General features: G+C 46.2%; 16 protein-coding genes. 14 read left to right on the forward strand and 2 right to left on the reverse strand.

The genetic code is table 11. The annotated features are described in order from the left end of the window. Positions 1-417: 417 nt before the first annotated feature. The 3 genes from B9N89_RS26715 to B9N89_RS26725 all read left to right on the forward strand — a co-directional run bounded on the left by B9N89_RS26715 (position 418) and on the right by B9N89_RS26725 (position 3,201). Entirely contained in the window at positions 418-1,584 is a 1,167-nt protein-coding gene (locus B9N89_RS26715) for a tetratricopeptide repeat protein (RefSeq protein WP_159455660.1), read from the forward strand. Between the two features lie 229 nt (positions 1,585-1,813). Next, positions 1,814-2,377, forward strand: coding sequence for a hypothetical protein (locus B9N89_RS26720; protein ID WP_132324569.1), 564 nt, complete (start codon positions 1,814-1,816; stop codon positions 2,375-2,377). Next, the gene (locus B9N89_RS26725; RefSeq protein WP_132324571.1) at positions 2,374-3,201 is read left to right on the forward strand and encodes a class I SAM-dependent methyltransferase; all 828 of its coding nucleotides are present in this window, start codon (positions 2,374-2,376) and stop codon (positions 3,199-3,201) included. Before B9N89_RS26720 ends, B9N89_RS26725 begins: the two co-directional genes overlap by 4 nt. Before the next feature lie 36 nt (positions 3,202-3,237). Here the strand turns inward: B9N89_RS26725 and B9N89_RS26730 are convergent, their stop codons facing one another. After that, positions 3,238-3,897 (reverse strand): PA14 domain-containing protein, encoded by a 660-nt coding sequence (locus B9N89_RS26730; RefSeq protein WP_132324573.1) that lies wholly within the window; start codon positions 3,895-3,897, stop codon positions 3,238-3,240. Between the two features lie 298 nt (positions 3,898-4,195). On the opposite strand from B9N89_RS26730, the gene B9N89_RS26735 reads away from it, so the two are divergent. The 11 genes from B9N89_RS26735 (at position 4,196) to B9N89_RS26785 (ending at position 19,844) form a co-directional block, all read left to right on the forward strand. After that, entirely contained in the window at positions 4,196-4,789 is a 594-nt protein-coding gene (locus B9N89_RS26735; RefSeq protein WP_132324575.1) for a hypothetical protein, read from the forward strand. A 285-nt stretch (positions 4,790-5,074) separates the two neighbouring features. After that, on the forward strand, positions 5,075-5,359 hold the full coding sequence (locus B9N89_RS26740; protein ID WP_132324577.1) for a hypothetical protein: 285 nt from the start codon (positions 5,075-5,077) through the stop codon (positions 5,357-5,359). Positions 5,360-5,532: 173 nt separating this feature from the next. After that, positions 5,533-6,252 (forward strand): hypothetical protein, encoded by a 720-nt coding sequence (locus B9N89_RS26745; protein WP_132324579.1) that lies wholly within the window; start codon positions 5,533-5,535, stop codon positions 6,250-6,252. Between the two features lie 151 nt (positions 6,253-6,403). Then, the gene (locus tag B9N89_RS26750; RefSeq protein WP_159455661.1) at positions 6,404-7,663 is read left to right on the forward strand and encodes a tetratricopeptide repeat protein; all 1,260 of its coding nucleotides are present in this window, start codon (positions 6,404-6,406) and stop codon (positions 7,661-7,663) included. A gap of 112 nt (positions 7,664-7,775) precedes the next feature. After that, a complete protein-coding gene (locus B9N89_RS26755) occupies positions 7,776-9,128 on the forward strand; it encodes a cytochrome P450 (RefSeq protein WP_132324583.1) in 1,353 nt (450 codons plus the stop codon). Position 9,129: 1 nt separating this feature from the next. Beyond that, the gene (locus tag B9N89_RS26760) at positions 9,130-10,215 is read left to right on the forward strand and encodes a DUF3419 family protein (protein WP_132324585.1); all 1,086 of its coding nucleotides are present in this window, start codon (positions 9,130-9,132) and stop codon (positions 10,213-10,215) included. Then, on the forward strand, positions 10,212-12,917 hold the full coding sequence (locus B9N89_RS26765) for a phosphoenolpyruvate synthase (RefSeq protein ID WP_132324587.1): 2,706 nt from the start codon (positions 10,212-10,214) through the stop codon (positions 12,915-12,917). The genes B9N89_RS26760 and B9N89_RS26765 overlap by 4 nt, the downstream gene beginning before the upstream one ends. Next, entirely contained in the window at positions 12,914-14,491 is a 1,578-nt protein-coding gene (locus tag B9N89_RS26770; RefSeq protein WP_132324589.1) for an AMP-binding protein, read from the forward strand. Before B9N89_RS26765 ends, B9N89_RS26770 begins: the two co-directional genes overlap by 4 nt. A 17-nt stretch (positions 14,492-14,508) precedes the next feature. Beyond that, positions 14,509-17,235, forward strand: coding sequence for a phosphotransferase (locus B9N89_RS26775; RefSeq protein WP_132324591.1), 2,727 nt, complete (start codon positions 14,509-14,511; stop codon positions 17,233-17,235). 98 nt (positions 17,236-17,333) lie between these two features. Further along, a complete protein-coding gene (locus tag B9N89_RS26780) occupies positions 17,334-18,995 on the forward strand; it encodes a nitrilase-related carbon-nitrogen hydrolase (RefSeq protein WP_159455662.1) in 1,662 nt (553 codons plus the stop codon). A gap of 57 nt (positions 18,996-19,052) precedes the next feature. Beyond that, the gene (locus B9N89_RS26785; RefSeq protein WP_132324595.1) at positions 19,053-19,844 is read left to right on the forward strand and encodes a class I SAM-dependent methyltransferase; all 792 of its coding nucleotides are present in this window, start codon (positions 19,053-19,055) and stop codon (positions 19,842-19,844) included. 23 nt (positions 19,845-19,867) lie between these two features. On the opposite strand, the gene B9N89_RS26790 is transcribed toward B9N89_RS26785, so the two are convergent. Beyond that, positions 19,868-20,905 (reverse strand): M48 family metalloprotease, encoded by a 1,038-nt coding sequence (locus B9N89_RS26790; protein WP_132324597.1) that lies wholly within the window; start codon positions 20,903-20,905, stop codon positions 19,868-19,870. Positions 20,906-21,171 lie beyond the last annotated feature (266 nt).

The raw sequence follows: 21,171 nt of genomic DNA on the forward strand, positions 1-21,171 counted from the left end.
GTTTTCCTTGGGCGAGGATAACTTTTCTTTAATTTTTATAGTGGAAGCTATATATTCAGATTTGCTTTATTAAAAATTCATATTAATTTCTATTTAAGCAAAGACTGAGAGCATAAATTTGGATATAGAAATACAAACAACCCAATAGTTTGCTTGTTTTTGGAATCAAATTTATGAGCACGTTATATGACTTTCTTAGAGGAATTTAAATACATAAGTTTTACAAATAAATTACAATGTAAGACCTGTTAAATCACTAATTCCAAAATGGTTTTTGCAATGACAAGGTAAGATCTTTCAGTTTCTAAACGATTCTGTTAGACAGAAAAACTGAAGCAAACTCTTTGCTCAAAGTAAGATCTTCCTCCTCCAATCCTGCCGATGGGTATAACGTTTACCGACAAGGAGGACTGCTGCATGAGTCTCGACAAAAGCGCAAAAATTTGCATGGTGCTTAAAAACGATAGTGAAGTCGATCTTTTCAAATCGATTATGGTTCAAAATAAAATTAAGAACATCTCAGCATTCACCAGTGCAAACCTAGCCTATGAGACGGCAACCCGTTCACAGTTTGAATTGTTCATAACGAATGTCAAATTAAACGATCAGCCAGGGATCGTACTGCTCCAACGATTGCGCAATTGCGGCAACTATGGGATGGAACCCTATCTGTTTGTTGGTGAATCTGTAGACAGCGCAACCATGAACTTATTTGCAGAGCACGACATTGAGTATGTGATCACGAAGCCTTATTCTCCCGAGAAAATCATCAACAAGCTGTTTTACGTCTTCAAGCAGGAGTCCAATCTTTCTCCCCAGGAGTCTGCCTACAGAAACGCCAAGGCTGCATTTCAATCTAAGATGGAAGATATGGCTTGGGAAATGGCGTCCGACTCCCTCAAGCAATTCGGTACCAGCGAGAAACTTGAAGTCCTGATGGGTGATATCCTTTTGGCCAAAGGAGAGATCATGAAGGCTCGGGAATTTTATCAAAAAGCTCTCGACAATAATCCTAAATCTCTGGCTGCCCAACACAAGATTGCTGCAACTATGGTTGCGAACAAAGAATACGATCAAGCCAAATCAATCTTGAACAAACTTGCTGAGGAAAACCCTGATCACATCGACGTTCTAGAAAACGCGGGTCTAAGTAACTACGAAACTGGGGATGTGAAGAAAGCCAAAAAATACCTTTCCCGAGTGCAGGACTACGTCCCAGAGAGCAAGGTAGCCGCAACTGTGATGACCAAAGTAAAAATTGACGAAGGTCAGGTATCTGGTCTCGCTGAGGATCTGAAAAAAAGTTTGAGCGAAAAGGAGTTAGTCAGCCTTCTTAACAGCGCAGGCATCAAACTTTCTAAGGAAAACAAAGTCGACGAAGCCATCAAGATTTACCTCGATTGCCTTGCTCACATCGAAAACAAAGAATTTGCGGGCAAGGTCCACTACAACCTCGCACTAGCGTACCAAAAGTTGGAGAACAAGGAAGAAACGAAAAAACACCTACAAAAAACTTTGGAATACATCCCAACGTTTAGCAAGGCCAGCGCCATGCTCAATAAGCTATCTAAAAGTGCTGCGTAAGCCAAATCAACTGCAACAGCTGGATTTCCCCCAGACTTACATAATTTGCTAGGATTTCGCGAGTCTACGTTCATTTCAGAACGACTCGTGAGTGGGTCTAGTCGTAGCAAAAGCCACGTCTCCACGTCACAATCTACTTTTTTTACTGAAATTTGATCGATTATTTGTTACATGATTCGACCTAAGTAGTTCTTGGCGCTCAATTTGTGAAATAGTAAAGGTTAACCTCGTGAATGTTCTAGAACGTGTTCTGCCCTTCAAGCAATTTTCTATCGTCACGCTCGTAGGATTTTTAGTCACTACAGCCCTTGCCCAGAGTTTGCTTGAGCCGCAAGCCAGCAAAGCGATATCAGCGGGCTATGTTTTCTGTTGGGCCAATATTAGCGCCCTAGCCTACCTCGGGGGTCTGCTCATCGATTCCTTAGCTTCGCGGGGAGAAAAGCAGATTTCCAAGCACCTCAAGGGCTTTGCCATGGTTTTGGGGGTCGTGAAATTTTTCGTCTTCATGCTAGTCTTATTTTTCTTAGTGGCGGTTCTCAAACTTCCTGCTCTGCATCTCTTTGCCGGTGCTCTAGCAGCAATGACACTGATGGCGTCTGCAATGAGCTTTTATTACCTTCGCTATGTCAAAGAACAAAGACTTGAAAACGAGCGCAAGCAAGAAGAGATCCGACTTGCTCGCCTCGCTAAGATGCAAAAAAGCTCTAAAGACAGGGGCAAATCACAAACTAGATATTACAGCCCAACATCTGACCCACAAAGATCGCAGCTTCGGCCCATACGATCCTCATGACCATTCACTATCGGCATCATCGATACGCCGGCAATAAAGGCGACTTGTGGAAGCACTTTATTCTTCACGAAGTCATCGGCTTACTAAACCAGCCCGCGAGAATCTTAGACTGCCACGGGGGAGCTGGCTACTACAGTCTAGCACCTGGTCAAGAGTGGAAGCGAGGACTCGGTGAGATCAGTGTTAGCCACCTGGCATCCTCCCATTGGCTGCACGACGAATGGTTTTCTGGGGTATGGCAGCGGTTTCAGGAGCGGATATATTGGGGCTCGTGGGTTCAATTAGCCCACCTGCAGAGTACACGTCAGCTCACCGTCTGTGATCATAACCCAGACGTAGTCGCTGCAATCGATAGCTCTCATGGAACCCATAACAACGTCACCCCAGTTCAAACTGACTCCTTTGCTTGGCTTCACCAGCATTACCGCGAATTTGATTTCATTTTTATGGACCCAGCCTATAGCCTGAAGGATGGTCTGGGAGATGATTGGCTCAAACTCTCCTCGTGGTTTCAGAGTACCTCTGACTCACCCCCAAGCCTGGCTTGGTACCCACTATACGGCCCAAACAAGCCCAACGACATATGTGATCGTTTTCCCGTCTCGGGTATCGAAATTCACTGGCCTACCACAAGAAAATCAGCCTTTGTGCCTAAGGGTTGTGGCCTATTTCTTAGCACAGAGCTGCTGAGTACGGCCCTGTCACCAGAGGGAAAACGGAGATGGCAGGACTTCGCCAAGCTGCTCGGCGGCGCCCTGGTGATGCGCTCGAAGACAAATTTAACGAAACGTCATCATTTCGGTGACTCTGGAACCTTCGCTTAGTAAATAGATTTAAGTTCGGGAGTCCTTGAATGTCAGCTATGGCGCTCGAAATGCATCCCGTGGAATCCACTCCTCTTGAGTCGAACCTGGCTTCACCCAACCCACCTGAAGAGCCATCAAATACCGGGGTCCTTGGAAGTAGTCTACGCGGACTTGATGAAGCCCTTCATTTAATATTAGGATCGCAGACTTTCGCGTGGTCGCATGCTGACCATCATTATCGATCACTAAGACATTATCAATATAGAGTTTCGAGCCGTCGTCGCTGTTCAAAATAAATTCGTACTCACCACTTTTAGGGATAAGCAACTGCGTTTTCGATTCCAGAGCAAACCATTCGATCAATGTTTCTTCCCCAGGAAACCCTGCCTCAAATGGCCTCTCAGCAATATTGTAGTCGTACAGGCAAATTTCCGTAGACGGTGTCATTGTCGAGAAGTCGGGAAGATTTTGGGTATCAACCTCAAGCTCATAGACGTTGGCTGTAATCACAGAGTTATCATCGCAAACATAGAACGGCTCGTCAGGTTTTTGATCCAAGCTTTTCTCCCGCGGAGGTTCCTCGACTGGCGGTGCTTTTTCCTCAGCTACAGGTGGTGTTTCCTGAGACGCTACAGCTCCTGATTTAAAGCTTCCCCCCGAGCAAGCCAATGGCAGGCCGGTAAGCAAAACTATCGTTCTGTGTAAGATTTTCATTCTTTGCTCCCCCCATTCGAGCGTGTTACCTACTTCTTGCACTGCAAGATTCAGATCAGATCGATCGAACAGGAATGTCAGAGAATTACTGGAATAAATAGGGCCTTTGAGTGCTCAAAAGCCAAACCGGTTTGATCGCACGCTAGAGTAATCATGCTGAAAAGCCAACAATGGCAATAGCTTCACAGTCATCAATGGTGCAACAGGTGAAGTCTGGCTAGCCTGATCAGCAGGATTTAGATAATATACCGTAATTTCATGATTTTTTTGCAATAACTAGCAACCACAGGAGTTCCCTATGAAACTCGTCTTAGCCATGATGACTCTCCTTTCCTCCTTTCTTTTCTCGACCCATGCCTTAGCTGAGGACATCAGTTTGATCCAAGGACTTTATCGCAGTCAGGATATTGATGATGGCGTTTCCTCATCAGAGATCACATTAGGCGCCCGCTATGGCTTGTTAACGGAAGACCGGAAGCAGTGGTTTGTCCAAGCATCTCTAACACAGACCTCATATAGTGGTGACAACGCCCCGGAAGGCACTCAAAGCATCAGCCTTGGTGGAGGTCGCAAGTACTTTTTTAGCCGACTACATAAACGCTTAATTCCTTACCTTTCTTGGGTTGCCTTAATCAATTCAACAGAGCCTGATGCGGTCACAGAAGTCTTTGGTATTTTCTACAGCGGGCAGTTCGGTTTAAGGCTAGCTCTGAGCAAAGCATTCCACATAGAACTAGAAAGCCAATTTTTTCAAAGTGAGCTGACATCAACAACAGAAGTCACGAATGCAGATGGAAGTAAAACCAAGACGAGTCGCACTGAGCTTTTTATCGACTCTGTGGGGAGCTTTGATAGCACCTTGGTATCGCTAGTCTATCGTTTTGATGAATAGGCCCAGACCTTGGTGTTGCAGTATTTCAATAGGCCTGTAGTCAAACCATCAGGCCACTTAAAGCAGATATCAGTTGATGACTCAAGAAACCTAGTCAGAGGCTGCAAATTTATCTCTTCTCTAATATTATGACATGCCAATAGAGATGATAAATACATCTCTACCAGGTCTTATTTACTGCATGTTTTTTTTATTCAATGAAAATAAACTGCTATCTCCTTCTTAAGTTTTTTTAAAGTTTCCTTGTCTACTAATCTGATATCCTTTCTACAAAAGGGGTTTGAGATGATACAGAAAAGACAGAAATTAAGATTCGGAGATCGGGTCCTTGTGAAATCGGGATTCTATGAAGGCGAGACTGCAATTTTGACTTATCTTTGTCCTGAGTCCGGTTGCTTTTGTGGCTACATCGATGGTGATGGTACCGAGCAGCTTCACTACTTTTACGGTGAAGAGCTAGAGGTGCTTGATCGAGGGTACTATTTTGATGTGGAGGACGAGGATGATGAGGGCTATGTGGACGAAAATGAGGCAGCGCCATACAAACCCAGTCTTGTCCCCATGTCGTAGCCCAGGTGTGGGCAAAAAATGATACAAATTGACTATTTTTCGAGGCTTTGTCCCTTGCGAAAACTGTTACTAAAGACTCAATAGCACAATGAGCCCTGGGCTTTACATGCTCCGTTCGGGTATGCTGACGACATTACCGATCGCTTCATGGGGACGACCGACTTGGAGATGAGATGAATCTAACTTTGCGACATATTCGAGCTCTTTTTTTAGCCAAAGCAACTTTAGTACTCTTCCTCCTTCTCACTGTCGTCGCGATGATTGCTTACCCTGGTGGCACCAATACCAATCCCCACATTGAAGGCTATCAGTTCTTCCAAAACTTCTTCAGCGACCTCGGGCGGGTCACAAGCTTTGATGGCGCTCCCCAATACCGTCCGATGCTTATCTTCGTTTCAGCGTTGACCCTGGCTGCCATCGGCCAAGTACTTTTTTATATGATGTTTCCAAACTTCTTTCGCGCAGGCGGTCGCACTCTAGCATTCTTTGGCAGTTTTTTTGGTGTCATGACTGGTCTTGGCTACTTAGGAATCGCATTGACACCATGGGACATGTTTGGGGCCTTGCATTTACATTTTGTTCATGTCACCTTTTTATCGTTCGAGCTTTCGGTAATCCTGTATACCATCGCGATCTTCCGCAATCCAGAGTACCCCAACCGATACGCTTGGGCCTTCATCGCCTTTTGCGGCGTGCTAACAATTTATCTTGTCATCCTCTTTTTCGGCCCCAAAGCGGATACGGAATGGGGCCTGACTGTGCAAGTCACAGCCCAAAAGATTCTCATTTACTGCCAGGCAGCCTGCGTCTCTTTCCAGGTTTACGGAGCGATCCGCATAGCCCTCAAAAATATGAACCCTAGGTCGCAAACCAATTTAATTAGCCATCATTAGTAGCCCTAAGGGCCTAAGATCTAGAGGTTAAACAGACCAGAAAAAAACTGGTCAGGTTCCTGCTCATTGTTCCGTAGAAGGCATAAATCCTGAGGACTCTCTATAGATGAACTCCTCAGCTCCGGCATTCATCATTTTGTGGGTGTATATCATGCCACCAGGAGTCGAAAAGAAACGAGTTGCTATATTTGACCACGATCCCCATGTGGTCGAGATCATCCAACAATATTGTGCCGCCTTCGGCTACGAAGGGGTCGATGACTGCCAGGATGCCTTCCCATTCTTAAGTAGCCCAGAACAGCTTGAAAAATATGATTTGTTCGTCATCGATTGGGCCTACAAAGGCTCCTTATCTCCGTCAGCAATCATTTCCCGAATCCGGCAATGCCAAGAAACTGCGCTCACGCCTATCATGATCCTCACCGGCTTGCCACTTGGTTCTGAAACCAGCCTTGCAAAGGAACACTTTTGTACCGAGTTCCTTGAGAAGCCCATGACATCTTCTGTTTTCAAAGCTCTCGCTAGAACCCTTCATAAAGAGGAACGCTGGTATCGAGAAAACTATGGGCGGGTGCTTCGCTTGATTCAAGACGAAACACTTGACGTTCGCGAACAAACCACACTGTTATTAGATCGCCTCAAAACTTCACCAAACCCCGTTCCATTCGGGGTAATGCTATCAGATGCCTTCGCCGCAGCGAACCTTAGCCGCGAAGCCGAGTCCATGCTCCTCTCCCTCATTGCACATGACAATCACAATATCTGCGCTCTCAACAGATTGGCAAAGCTCTATATTAGCATTGGCCGTCACCAAGAAGCCTACAAAGTCCTTAAAGCTGCGGATATTCTAAACCCCAAGAACCCCAAACGCTTATGTGCGCTCGGCAAGATCGAGCTAAAAAACAAAGATTGTGCGGCGGCCCAGAAAAGCTTCTCACGAGCTTTAAGCCTCGACCAACATGATAAAGCTGCAAATTTTGGCCTTCAACTAGCCAAAACTATGGAGGAGCAATCTCAGCAAAATCCAGAAATATCCCTTTCAGCCAGCTATGCTAGCCTTCTCAACACCATGGGAATCTCGATGGTTCATCAGGGCCGTCTCGATGATGCTATTGCTCATTACCAGCAAGCGCTCAATTACCTCAAGTGCTCTGTATTAAAATCCAAGGTAAGCTTCAATATTGGGCTTGGATACTTGCGTCACCATGATTTGAAGGATGCCCATCAATGGTTCCAGTTATCTCAAGAGCATGGTAAGAAAAAGTTTAACAAAGCACACCAATATGTGTTTCGACTTGAACGCTACTTCGATAAAAACCATATTGAAATCGGCAGTCGACAAATCCAACTGGAAGGTCAGAACTTTTTGGATGATGATGAGCCGCTTTACAAAGGTGGTAAGTCTTCTTAATCGAAGGTATTAAAGCCTTGCCAACGACCGTTTGTAAACCTGCCTTGCTGAAAGTTTTCACGGTACATCCCCTGAAAAAACTGATATTGTTCTCATTTTTCCGGGAACCGTTATGGCAACAAAAAAAGATATCCCTGGCCCAAAGGGGCTACCCATTCTAGGGGTTTACCCTCAATTCCGACGCAACCCCTTAAGCTTTCTACAAGAAACTGCATCGCAATACGGCCCTATGAGTCGCTTCAATCTCGCTGGGTTCGAATTTATATTGATTTCAGACGCTGAGGATATCGCCCGGGTGTATCGCCAAGACAACGACACCTTTGGCAAAAGCAAGGCTGCAAAACGACTGACACCACTGCTCGGAAATGGGCTATTGCTTTCTGAGGGTGAGTATTGGCAGCGACAACGACGGCTCGCAGCTCCTCACTTTCACAGGCGGGAATTGAGTGGAATTATCCCTATTATTGCGTCTATGACAAGAGATTACCTAAATAGCCAAGCAGTTGATGGTGAGACTGACGAACTGATGATTCCCGTAAGGCATACCCTCGCTGATCTCACTTTACATATCTTAAGTCGCTTTTTTCTTACAGGTGATGAACATGAGGCACCTACAAATATCCACGCAACCGTTAGGGCCGTTGTAGATCAGTTTGGGGAGCGAAGTTTGAAAGGTATAGTGTCGCCGTTGTGGGTGCCCACAAAAAAGAATCGCTGGATTCGAAAACAGATTACCACCCTTGATCAATTTACGAATCAAATGATCAAATCGGTGCAGCGCAAATCAAATCCTGACGCAAACCTCATGACAAAATTTGTCCATAGCCAGGATGAATCAGGGCAAGGGATGACCCTAACACAAATTCGCGATGAAATCATGACCTTCATGTTAGCCGGTCATGAAACAACTTCCAATGCAATTTCCTGGACACTCTACCTACTGAATCGCCATCCCGACGTCTACCAGAAGTTATGTCAAGAGCTTACAGAGCAATTGGCTGATAGACCAATCGCCTTTAGTGATCTTCCTAGCTTGAGGTATCTTAGTATGGTGATCGAAGAATCTCTAAGGCTTTATCCCCCAGCCTGGGCAAACCGCCGAACCGTTCTAAAAACGGTGGAAATTGGTGGATACCAGCTTGAAAAAGGCACCATGGTCATGGTAAGTCAATGGGCGACTCATCGCTCATCAAAGTACTGGCAAGACCCGGATCGATTTTGGCCAGAACGGATGCAGGCTGGGCTCAAAAAAGAGCGCCCCCAGTTTTCCTACTTTCCCTTTGGTGGTGGCAAACGAACCTGTATAGGCAGTAATTTCGCTATGCTTGAGGCGATGACAATCCTTGCGACGATCTTTCAATCGTTTGACCTGATCCCAAACCCTGGGCTTAAGACGTCTCCTATGGCAGGAGTCACTGTCTATCCCAAGGACGAAATAAACCTCAAATTGAAGAGACGGAAGTAGAATGACCAAGAGTTATTTTGCAAGCTTAAACTATAGCCTTGCAAATGAAGATGCCAGCGTTGAAACTCAAGTCCTCCCCCTAGAGCAAGGTCATGTGGCAGTGGTTGCTGGCTCTGGCAGTCGTGCAATTCCTCTCCTTAGCCGCAAGCCTCAGATCCTTAGTTGTTACGACGTAAGTCAGGAGCAGCTCTATCTCTGCGAACTTAGGGTGGAGGCCGTTCGGACCCTTGATTACGCGGATTATCTTGAATTTCTGGGATACGAGCCTTGTCCCCCAAACAAACGCATGAGGCTTTTTTCAAGGTTGTCCCTTTCCAGTGATGCAAAAGCTTACCTTCATCAACTATTTGAGCAGCACGGGTGGCACTCCATTCTCTACGAAGGTCGCTGGGAAAAGTTCATGTTAACGATGAATAAAGTGGTAAGAAAGTTTGTTGGATCTGCAGCGGATGAACTTTTTGAGCAAAATGATCTCGCTGATCAGCAACGGTTTATAGAAAGTAGTTTCCCGCAAAATCGATTTCGAGCAGCAGTATTTCTTCTAGGGAATAGCCTTTTTTATAATAGCATTCTATATCGGGGTAGCTTCCCTGAAAAGAATATCCCCGATAGCTATTACCGATTCTATTTGAAGGTTTTCCAAAGGCTTTTTTCAGAGCATTATGCAAGGCAAAACTTCTACCTCAACCTCTTATTTCTTGGCCGCATTGGCTTTCCCTGCGCCCGCCCTCCTGAAGCCCAGGAAAGTGTATATTCCTTAGCTCAAAATACTTTGAAAGACTGCGAGGTACGCTACAAGCTCGGTTGCATGATCAGCCAGGCTTCGAAAATTGATAAGCCCTTGGACTATGTATCTCTTTCCAATGTTCCGTCCTACCTGAAACCTCCCATGGAGCAATCGTTCCTTCAGGCCTTAAAAGCAGGGCTTAGCGAGCATGCAACGGTTATCTTTCGTAGTTATATCCGGATTCCATTCCGCCTTGATACCCAAGGTTTCGAATGCCGCACCCAAACTTACCAAAGCTTGCTTCGAGAGGAGCAGACACAAATGTATTTCATCGACATCTATAAGAGGCTTGGCTCATGACCACAGAGCAAATATTTTCCCCTCATGACCCCCAGGCTAGCCAAATCGATCTTGCTGGTGGCAAAGGCTTCCACCTTTCATGGCTGGTTAGAAACGGTTTTCGCGTCCCTCCATTTATTATACTTGGATCATCGCTTTTCGACGAACTTCTCCGGAGCAATCATTGCCAAAATCAGTTTGATGAGATGCTGGAGAAAATAAACGAGTCTCAAAGCGATAGTGCCATGCTTAGCGATATTCGTCGTCTCATCGAAGGCCTTCAATGGTCTGTCGACTCTGAGCACCTACTTCTCGCCAAACTTAGCCTGATTGGCTTTGAAGACGGAGCCCCTTACGCTGTGCGTTCATCGATTTCTGATGAAGATTCGGCGGAAGCCTCGTTTGCCGGGCAAATGGACTCCTTCCTTTTTCAGAAAAGTCTCAGTGCTATCAAGCAATCCTATTTGAAAACCATGGCCAGCATGTTCTCTGATCATGCTATTGCCTATAGAAAGCAACATCAGCGGCCGATCCATACAATCAAGGGCGCAGCAATCGTGCAGACAATGATCGACAGTGAACGCTCTGGAGTCATGTTCACAGCCCACCCCATTACAGGCTCACGGCGCACATTGTTGATCACGTCTGTTTTTGGACAGGGTGAGGGTTTGGTTTCAGGGATTTGCAATGCGGATGAGTTCAGTATCGATCAAGACGGAACTGAACGAGAACGTAAGATTGCAAATAAAGACATCATGCTAGTCGCAGCGCCGGATATGGGCACCCAAGAGCAAGCTGTTCATACGGAGCTACAGGACTTACCGAGCCTTTCTCGTGAGCAGATCCAAGAGCTTAGGGAGCTAGGGCTGAGCATTTCTGGCTTGAAACGATCGCCACAAGATATTGAGTTCGCCATTGCTGATAGCAAGGTTTTCATTCTGCAAACACGCCCCATCACACACCTGCCACCGCCGCAAAAGCCTCTTGGTCACGAGATTGTTTGGGATAATTCGAACATTCAAGAGAGTTACTGCGGAGTGACAACCCCACTCACATTCAGCCATGCAAACCGTGCTTATAAATCAGTCTACACCCAAACCCTGAGAATATTGGGAACTCCTGAATCCGTGATTCAAGAGAAAGACAAAGGCTTATCGAATATGCTGGGCCTAATTCATGGCCGTGTCTACTACAATATCAACCATTGGTACGAGGGGCTCAGCCTACTGCCTTCTTTCAAAACCAATAAGGCTGACATGGAGAAGATGATGGGGCTTCAAGACCCCGTCGACTTTGTTGAGGATGCCGAGTTGAGCTTGTGGGAGAAGATCAAGAAGCTGCCGCAAATGATCTTACTCCTTATGTCCTTCCTACGAAATTTTGCCCGAATCGACCACCTTGTAGCAGATTTTCTAAGCCATTTTCACGAGCAGTACAAATCAATCGATCGGCCAAACCTTCACCGTTTGGAAGTTTCCGAGCTATTTAAGCTGGTTCAGCAGCTAACGAAAAACCTCTTAGAGCAATGGCATACGCCCATCATCAACGATTTTTTCGTTATGATGACCAATGGCAAGGTTCATCGCCACTTGAAGAAGGCCGGCTTTGATAATCCAGATTTAATCCAAAATAACCTCATGTCTGGCGAACCAGATGTGGAATCCACTGAACCTACCAAATTTCTTATCCGCCTTGCGGAAAAAATCAGGCAAGGCTCAGCGCGAGACTTATTTGAGACTTGGGACGACCCAGACCTATGGGAGGTATTTCGGAGCCGAGAGCCGGAGCTATTCAAAGAATGTGAGATCTATATCGAGCTATACGGCGATCGTTGCATGGGTGAGCTAAAACTAGAATCAATCAGTTTGCGCCAAGACCCTAGCTTCATGTTCGCTATTCTCCGTAACTTTATCGCAAAACCAGAGCTTAGCCTGGAGGCGATCGAAGCCAAAGAGTTGAAAATGCGCCAAGAGGCAGAACAAGAAGCCTTCCACCGGATTCGCCATAAACGAGGATCACGGGCGCTGCGAAAATTCAAGAAGGATCTTCAGAACCTTCGCAAAGCAGTTAAATATCGTGAAAATATGCGTTTCTCTCGAACGCGCTCTTTCGGTCTGTTCCGCGATCTGTACAACGAAATTGGTCAACAATTGGCATTTTATGGACTTCTGGAAGATGGCCGGGATGTTTTTTATCTGACCGTTGATGAGCTTGATGCCTATCACGAGGGTCGGAGCGTGCATACGGAGCTGAAATCTCTCGTGGCCGCACGAAAACCTGAATGGCAGCAATATGAAGCAAAGGACCTGCCTCACCATTTCAAAACATGGGGTCCAGTCTATCATCACAATGACTATCGTTATGAATCAGAGCACAGCGCAGCTCAAGAACAATCCGGGGATTGCTTAAAAGGTATTGGCTGCTATCCAGGCATTGTCCAAAACAAGGTGCGGAAGATTTTTTCACCACAAGACGAACTAAATCTCGATGGTCAAATCCTATGCACTGTTCGCACAGATCCTGGCTGGACTCCCCTTTTCCCATCAGCTTCTGGAATTCTTGTAGAACGAGGCTCGACTTTATCACACAGTGCAGTCATTGCCCGCGAACTCGGAATTCCTGCTATCGTTGGCATCCCTCAACTAACTGAGAAGCTAGCTGACGGTCAAGAGATTAAGATGGATGGGGCTCAAGGCCTGATTCATATGGAGGTCGAGCCTTGAGTCAGAATTTTCGCTTTGTCGACATGATATGGAGTCACGTCCAAGAGCAACCAGAGAGGCTCGCTCTTTCCATCCCACAGTCTTGGGATGACAAGCAAGTGACAGCCAGCAACAATCTCAGCTACGGCGAGCTAGGCTCAAGAGTAGCTGAGCTGATTCAGGGGCTAAAGCGCGAGGGTATTGGCCCTGGTGATCGGGTGATTTTACTCTTTCCAGTAACTGTGGATATGATATGCCTGATGATCGCCTTATTTGCTAGAGGTGCAGTACCGACCTTCGTCGATCCAGGGATGGGATTGCGCCGAGCCTTTCAAGCTATAAAAGGCAGCAAGGCCAAGGCCATTGTCACCTTGCCTGGTATCGTTCGGTGGCGGCGATTCATTCCAGCACTAAGATCCATCAAGGCTTATCCTTGGCGGAAAAACTCTCAGCAAGCACTCGAAGCTCTCTTGCTGCCTGGTGCCACTGACTGGGAAATCGATCGAACCCGAGAGGATGGGGACGAAGGCATCATCACCTTCACATCAGGTACCAGTGGCAGGCCCAAAGCTGCAAACCGAACTAGGGCTATCCTTCAAGGCCAGCATGAAGCTCTCAATAGCGTCTGGACACCCGCACCGGATGAAGTCGCCATGACTTGCTTTCCCATATCAAGTCTCTTTTATATTTGCCACGGGGTCACCTGCATTTTCCCAGCGTTGGATCTTGCCAAGCCAGGTCGAGCGAAGGGCAAGGTCATCGTCCAACAGATGCTCGATGACCAAGTGACGAGCCTCTTCGGAGCCCCTGCATTTCTAGAATCGGTTTTTGACGAGATGACACCGACCCATGAAATAAAGAAACTGCGAACAGTTGTGACAGGGGGAGCACCAACCCCAACAAGACTAGCTCAAAAAATCATCTCGACTTTACCTGAAAGTCAAAATCTGATTCTTTACGGCTCCACCGAAGCTGAACCGATCGCTTATACATCAATGGAATCTGTGATCCAAGAGAAATTAGCAGGCTACTTGGTTGGAACTATCGTAGACGCTGCAACTGTAAGACTAATCCCTAAGGCCACCAGCCACCAGCCCTCCGAGGCTGAGCTTCGACAGATCCAAGCTGCTCCCGGTGAAGTGGGCGAGCTTTGGGTTCGTGGCCCACATGTAGTGGAAGAGTACTTAAATCATCCTGAAGCCAACCGCCTGACCAAAATCAGAAGCCAGGAAGGCTACCTATGGCATCGCACCGGCGACCTCGCCTACCGAGATCTACGGGGGCGACTATGTCTCGTGGGACGGGCGAAAGATGAGTTGCGAAATAGCGACGGAAACCTGATCTTTCCGTTTCCTATAGAAGAAGAGATCGACCAAATCCCGGGAGTCCAAAGGTCTGCCTTGCTTGAAGTGCAAGGTGTAATCACCCTAGTTTTCGAACCAAAAGCTACTGACGAGGCCTTGAAACCCAAGATACTTTCCATTTTAGAGCGACGAAATATTAATGCTAAGATAGTGGTCTTAGACCAAATTCCAGTCGATCGACGCCACAATAGCAAGATCGATCGAAACCAAGTGCGTCGTCTGATAAAATAATTCATAAAGAGAGTGACATGAAAAAATCCAGAACTGAATCCCGCTTGTTCTATCACCGTGGTCGTCGGCCTCGGGTCTTATTTGCTTTAGGAAGCCGGATTCTAACAGGAGAGCTTGCAGATTGGAGTCGCATCGGCTTGGGTGTTTTCGTGCCCTTTGAGGATGAGCGCAGCTTAGACTACGATCCCATCGTGCCCAAACTTTATGTTCACAAGACAGATGACGACTATTGTATCCATGGTCTCGAAGTTGTTTATATCGAGTATGATAATATCACTAGCCGATTAAGACTCGGTTTTCAAGCCAAGCATGAAGAGGCTCTTAAATCCCTCCATGATGTAATGCTACGAATCACGGAGCAAGGAAGTGCCAAGTCTCAAGAGCACAAGCTCTTCCAACCTGATCGATTGCCTTCATCATCGCGGGCCAACCCATTCAAGCAAGAGGCCATTCAAGAACGCCATGATTGGCTTGAGGAGAAGTGGAACGATCGTTTCCCTCACCTTCGGGATAATCACCTAAACCCAGAAGACCTCGCTGGCAATATTGAAAACTATATCGGAGCTGTGCAGATTCCCGTAGGGATCGCCGGTCCAGTTCATGTCAAGGGGCTCTATACCCACGCTCATATTCCCGTTCCCATCGCAACAACGGAAGGCGCATTAGTCAGTTCCATTACAAGGGGAGCAAGGGCGTGTGCTCTCGCTGGTGGTATTAGAACCCATGTCATCCACCAAACCATGCTAAGGGCTCCTAGTTTTCACTTCAGACACATGCAGGCGTCTGTGGGCTTCGCCCACTGGCTCGATGGCAACCGTGAGGCAGTCATTGCACAAGCGGAAAGCGTTTCCAGTGTTGCAAAGGTCTCCGACATTCAGCACTTTATTTTTGGTGATACGGTCCATGTAAAATTTTTCTATACTACTGGGGATGCAGCCGGGCAAAACATGACAACGGCCTGCACTTTTATGGCTTGCGAATGGATTGCGCAGCAAATTAGCAAGCTATCCACCATGGGCTTTATTAAATATAATATTGAAGGCAATCTTTCGGGTGATAAGAAAGTTAATCACCAAAATTTTATTCAAGGCCGCGGGATTGCTGCAGTAGCTGAATGCCTGATCCCAGAAGATATCCTTAAAAAAGTATTGAAAGTCGAACTGCACGATATGATCGAAGGCTGGATGGCTGCCAATGTTGGTGCTCGACAGATTGGAATGGTGGGAGCCAATATCAACTTTGCCAATGTTGTGGGAGGGATATTTGCAGCTACTGGCCAAGACATCGCCAGCGTCCATGAATCCTCTATTGGTATTTTGAATATGAAAGAGAAGGATCAAGCCCTGTATATCTGCGCTTACCTTCCCTCCTTAGTTATTGGAACTGTCGGCGGCGGTACCGCTCTGCCCACTCAACAAGAGTGTCTGAAAATGATGGACTGTGCGGGCACAGATCGAGCGTTTCGGATGGCAGAAATCATTGCCGCGACCTGCCTCGCCCTCGATTTATCCACAGGAGCAGCGATCGCAGCAGGACAATTTGTATCGGCCCATGAGAAGCTTGGTCGTAACCGACCCAAGGCATACTTTAAGCTATCGGAAGTCAGTGCCGAATTTTTTAATAGCGTGCTGCCATTGCCCAACGATGTCATTACCCACTGCGAACAGGTCGAGTTTTCCAACAATAGTGGCGCTACCGCCAGCCTTATGTCGGAAAAACGGCAGGGCTCGAAAGGATTGTTTAAGTTCCGTCTCAATACCCAATCTGGGGAAGAAGTACCTGTTGTGATCAAGCTCAAAAGCCCTGACAATGAGCTTGTGGAACTTGGGCTCAATCTTATTCGCCTCTCTGGAGAAGATCGCCTACCTGGATTATTTGAGCTGCACTATCGCATTTTTGGTTTCGAACACAGCCACCTCCGCGAGATAGAAATTTTTCAAGGGCTTCACCAGGACATAAGGCAGTATCTGCCTAAAACTTTGGGCTGCATCAGCATGCCTGAGCGTGAGCTTTATGCTATTGCCATGGAAGACATGTCGTCTTTTGAGTTATTGAACTCGGTAAACGAAATGAACTCATGGACTGAAGATCACATCCAGGCTTGCCTGAAGGCTATGGCGCATATTCATAGCAAACATCTAAATCAACCAGACTCACTTCCCCCGGGACATATCGAGCACTTTGATGCGAGTCACATCATTGATGGCCGAACCTTCTTAGACGAGCTAACCCGCTACGTAGGTCAACGTTACCCTGATATTATGGGAGACCTCAGCCAGCACATGCGAGCATCTCTGGAGCGTATCCATATTTTCGGGCGCATCATGCAGAGCTACCATCAAACACTCACCCACGGTGACTTCAACCCTCGGAATCTTTGCTTCAGGCGTTCCGAAGGAGAGCTAAACCTTTGCCTATTCGATTGGGAACTAGCACAGTTTCACAACCCCCAGAGAGATCTTATTGAGTTTCTTGGCTTTGTCATTAGCCCGGATCGCCCTATAGAAGATTGGCAGTCTTATGTTGACGATTATTGTAGGTATCTTGAGTCATATATCCAATTCGATTTGGATCGTCCTAAGTTTGCCGAGCTTATGTACTACAACGGTCTTGTATTTGCGCTTACGAGACTCAACCTTTACTGCCTGGCTCACAACATCGCTCGTTTCCCATTTCTAGAGAGACTCTGTCAGTCCGTCAGTCGATTTATCCTAGAGAATCCTCAGCGTAAAGATTGGAGTTGATCAGGCAGACGGTTATGTTGCCTTTTTATCAGAGCTTTTATAAGGTTTGTATTCTTAATGGGAGATTATTTTGTGACTCATTGCTGGAGATTCGCCTCGTGAATAGACTATTAACCCTTTACTGCTTATTTGTCGCTGCCTCACATGGGTTAAAGATAGATAAATCTTATGCAGCTGTAGTAGATCAAACGCCCGCACAATCTGATGAATCTTTAAACGACTTAGCTAGTCTAGCAAGCAATACAGAGCTAAGCATCAGTAGCCCTCCATCATTTCGAAGTGCTGTCATCCCTTATGCTAGCACAGCGGACTATGCGCTCCCCATCCGTGAAAATCTCGCTTGGGATCTTGAGAATCTTGAAGAATTGATAACCAATAGTGCAAAACAAGGTGCTCAGCTGGCCGTCCTATCAGAAACTGCTACATGGGGGTGGGCAGTGTCTCCTGGAGACCAGTGGGGAGCATGGTCTCGGACAACCCTTTTGGAGCTAGCTGAAGAATGGCCTGCAAAGGGATGGCAAGCTACCGAAGAAGACTGTAATGCCTGGCAAGCTAGAAGTGTAATAAAAGCTTCGATTGCCTATAGCTGTGTAGCGCAGGCTGGCAAAATCAACCTGGTTGTGAACACAGCTCGCAAGATCAACTGTAGCGATAGCCTAGAATGCCCTGCGGATGGCTTCTACATATTCAATACCAATGTTGCATTCGCCAAAGATGGCAGCATCCTTGCCTTCTATCACAAACGCCACCTCTATGGAGAGGCGACTGTAATAGACCAACCTCCTGTCGCATTTCAGAACGATGGTAGATTTACCATCAACATCCTCGATAACAATGGATTGAGCCATGATATCCCAATAGCAATGGTGATCTGCTACGATCTCTACTTTTCCGAGCCAATCATGGCTTCCGTGCAGGAAGAAGGAATCAGGCACATCGCATTTTCTGCTGCCTGGACTCCCTCTCCCCCCATGTACAATGTGCCCATGTTGTTGCAAGGCCTATCACGTGAACTTGAAGTTGCTGTTATTGGGGCCAATAGCTTTGACAATGGCAGTGGCATATTCGTGAACGGCATCGCCATTGACTATGGGTTCGAAGCCTCCAATGACCGCCCTTTACTAGCAGACATTCCTATTTCATTGGTGGACAAAGAACCCATCGATACGAACGCAGTTCCCAAACTGCTAACAACAGCTACTAGCACAGTCGATCAGAAATGCACGACCTGGTACGAGGCATCGGGGTATACTGATACTTTCAGTGGTCTCTGCGCGATCAAAAATATTGATGATCTTGGAATCGGTTCGGTAAGCTTAAACCTTATCATCCCAGACCGGTGTGCCGTGAAGGTCAGTTTAGGCTTAGAAGCAGGGGAAAACGAAGAGTTAAGCCTCGCTTTAATAGCTTTTCAAAATACCTGGCAACCTCCGTTTACAACACCATCTTGGTCTGCAAGGGGCTGTGGCTTGATATTTTGCAGGAAAAAAACTTTGGCTGACGGTAGCATCGACTGCTTGCCTGACTGGAGTGGGATATCTCGCAACTCCACAATTCATTCACTACAGATGTCTTTCAAAGGCGATCCTGCGGACGTCTATCCCACGATACCCATGGTATCGACGTCCCGCGGTCTTTTGCTCAAGGCGAATGAATATGAATTTTTCTACCGCAAAGAAACTGGACATTATGAAATATACGGCGGGAAGGAGAATCAGTTCAGTCAACTCCACTCCCTTGTCATTTATCAGAGGTTTTAAGGACTCACCCACGACTAAACCTGAGCCCAGTCATAGAACTTATTTTAGGAATAGAATATGAGACTCGATCCAGTAAAATTTAATAAAGAAGCGTGGAATATCCAGGTTCAAGAAGAGAATCAATGGACTAAGCCTGTATCAAGCGATGAGGTACAGAAAGCCGCAAACGGCGATCTGAAGATCGTCTTAACACCAACTAAGCCAGTTCCTGAAAATTGGTACCCAGATTGGAAGTCGTCTAAAATCCTTGCACTAGCTTCAGCAGGAGGTCAGCAAGTCCCACTGATGGCAGCAGCTGGGGCGGAAGTCACGGTGTTCGACAATTCTCCTATGCAGTTGGACCAAGATCGCATGGTTGCTGCGAGAGATCAATTGACCATAGAAACAATAGAAGGGGATATGAGTGATCTTTCGATTTTTCCTGACGAGAGTTTCGACTTTATATTTCATCCCTGCTCAAATTGTTTTGTACCTGATATTAAACCCGTTTGGCGTGAATCCTTTAGGGTGCTAAAACCAGGTGGAATTATGGTATCTGGATTTTGTAACCCGATCATATTCACATTAGATCCCGAATTAGAGAAGCAGGGCATTGCGCAATTAAAATATAAGATCCCGTACAGCGATCTAGATTCGATTTCAGAAGAAGACCGGATAAAATACTTTGGAGAAAACGAACCATTGAGCTTCGGTCATAGCCTCCAAGACCAGATTGGAGGCCAGCTTGCAGCTGGCTTTGTGATGATCGACTTTTATGAAGACGACTGGAATGATTCAGGGTCCCCAGCTGACCAGTTTCTAAGCTGCTATATGGCAACACGTTGTCAGAAGCCTAGTCGAGCGATATAATTTAATATGACGAAAGCACTGACCTAGATATCAATATCTAGGTCTAAAAACTCCTCATAAAACGGGGCATCAGCATCCCAATATCCATCTAATGCAGACTCGACCTCTTTGAGCTGGAGATCTCTTTCCTCATTGGAAGGGTGGCTTTTGATTGCAAAAAGCGTTCTATAATAAAGGTCGACCCGCTCTTGTGACTCTAGTTCCAGTTGAAAATCTTCTGGCTCAGATGATGAAGAGGAATCGCCTGAGGCGATATCATAGGCCTTCTTTAGAAATGTGATGATTGAAGCATGGTAAGTAGCTGCATCCATACCCATCTTTCCACAAATAGCAGCACCTATAATATCTGCCTCAAATTCTTGCCTCTGTTTAAACTCAGAAAGATCTTTCGAGAAATTTTCCCAAGTAGCAATGACTTTCTTATATCGCTCTGAGTCGTGCGTATAGGTTGTTCCCGATAGTGTTGCCTGCTGATAGCTAGTAAAGTCCGGCATTTGACTAAATCGATTGTAGGGATCACCGCCGGATTCTATCACTTTATCCGTATACTTGTCTGAGTGATTTCTCGCTGTGTGCCCTATTTCATGACAGAGTACAGCAAGCCGAGATTTATTATCAAAGTTAGAACTTAGCGTAGCACTGCGGATCGTAAGAATATTGATGAGGGTATTAGCTCCTGGGAAATCATTCTCCTGAATCACGACCTTCATTTGCCGCCCAGGCTGTAAATCGGGGGCTTCTAGAGCACGGTTGATGAGACCTTCAATTCTAAGCTCCACATCCTGGAACTGACCATCATCGCTTTCCTCAAGTGATTCACTCAACTGTTCTTCAAATATCGGCCCAAGACTTTTAACTTCATCCATTGAAAATGCAAAATCTGGTAATGTAACTTCGTCTCTGGTCTCTGACGCAGGTTCTTCAGTTTGCTCGTCTACGGTATCCACTTGATTATCAGGTTTAGTTTGTTTTGAAATATCAACCCTTCGATCACTTTGTTTGGCACTACATGACCATACGCATAATATATAGGCCATTAGTGTGGTCCAAAAAATTTTCATGTGAGACTCCTCATTAATCAAATCCTTGTGTGTTCAGCTCTTGGTGACTCTAAGCAATTTGAATACCCATCCCCCCTTGCTGACCTGCTCTTCCACTAAGATCCCGAAAGGAAATCTCTTTTTAAGGACACTCGACTGGCTCGATTGCCATCGATTTTTTAATAGATATAATCATAAGATAGGAAAAATCGAAGTATGCGCACTTATTTACGGCAAATTTGCTAGTGTCTCATCCAAAAAATTTAGACACTGTCGTAGAAACTACT

The organism is Pseudobacteriovorax antillogorgiicola (assembly GCF_900177345.1).
Lineage (GTDB): Bacteria > Bdellovibrionota_B > Oligoflexia > Oligoflexales > Oligoflexaceae > Pseudobacteriovorax > Pseudobacteriovorax antillogorgiicola.

Coding starts and splice junctions, on each gene's coding strand:
- B9N89_RS26715 (WP_159455660.1), top strand. CDS start 418: ATGAGTCTCGACAAAAGCGCAAAAATTTGCATGGTGCTTAAAAACGAT.
- B9N89_RS26725 (WP_132324571.1), top strand. CDS start 2,374: ATGACCATTCACTATCGGCATCATCGATACGCCGGCAATAAAGGCGAC.
- B9N89_RS26730 (WP_132324573.1), bottom strand. CDS start 3,897: ATGAAAATCTTACACAGAACGATAGTTTTGCTTACCGGCCTGCCATTG.
- B9N89_RS26735 (WP_132324575.1), top strand. CDS start 4,196: ATGAAACTCGTCTTAGCCATGATGACTCTCCTTTCCTCCTTTCTTTTC.
- B9N89_RS26740 (WP_132324577.1), top strand. CDS start 5,075: ATGATACAGAAAAGACAGAAATTAAGATTCGGAGATCGGGTCCTTGTG.
- B9N89_RS26745 (WP_132324579.1), top strand. CDS start 5,533: ATGAATCTAACTTTGCGACATATTCGAGCTCTTTTTTTAGCCAAAGCA.
- B9N89_RS26750 (WP_159455661.1), top strand. CDS start 6,404: ATGCCACCAGGAGTCGAAAAGAAACGAGTTGCTATATTTGACCACGAT.
- B9N89_RS26755 (WP_132324583.1), top strand. CDS start 7,776: ATGGCAACAAAAAAAGATATCCCTGGCCCAAAGGGGCTACCCATTCTA.
- B9N89_RS26760 (WP_132324585.1), top strand. CDS start 9,130: ATGACCAAGAGTTATTTTGCAAGCTTAAACTATAGCCTTGCAAATGAA.
- B9N89_RS26765 (WP_132324587.1), top strand. CDS start 10,212: ATGACCACAGAGCAAATATTTTCCCCTCATGACCCCCAGGCTAGCCAA.
- B9N89_RS26775 (WP_132324591.1), top strand. CDS start 14,509: ATGAAAAAATCCAGAACTGAATCCCGCTTGTTCTATCACCGTGGTCGT.
- B9N89_RS26785 (WP_132324595.1), top strand. CDS start 19,053: ATGAGACTCGATCCAGTAAAATTTAATAAAGAAGCGTGGAATATCCAG.
- B9N89_RS26790 (WP_132324597.1), bottom strand. CDS start 20,905: ATGAAAATTTTTTGGACCACACTAATGGCCTATATATTATGCGTATGG.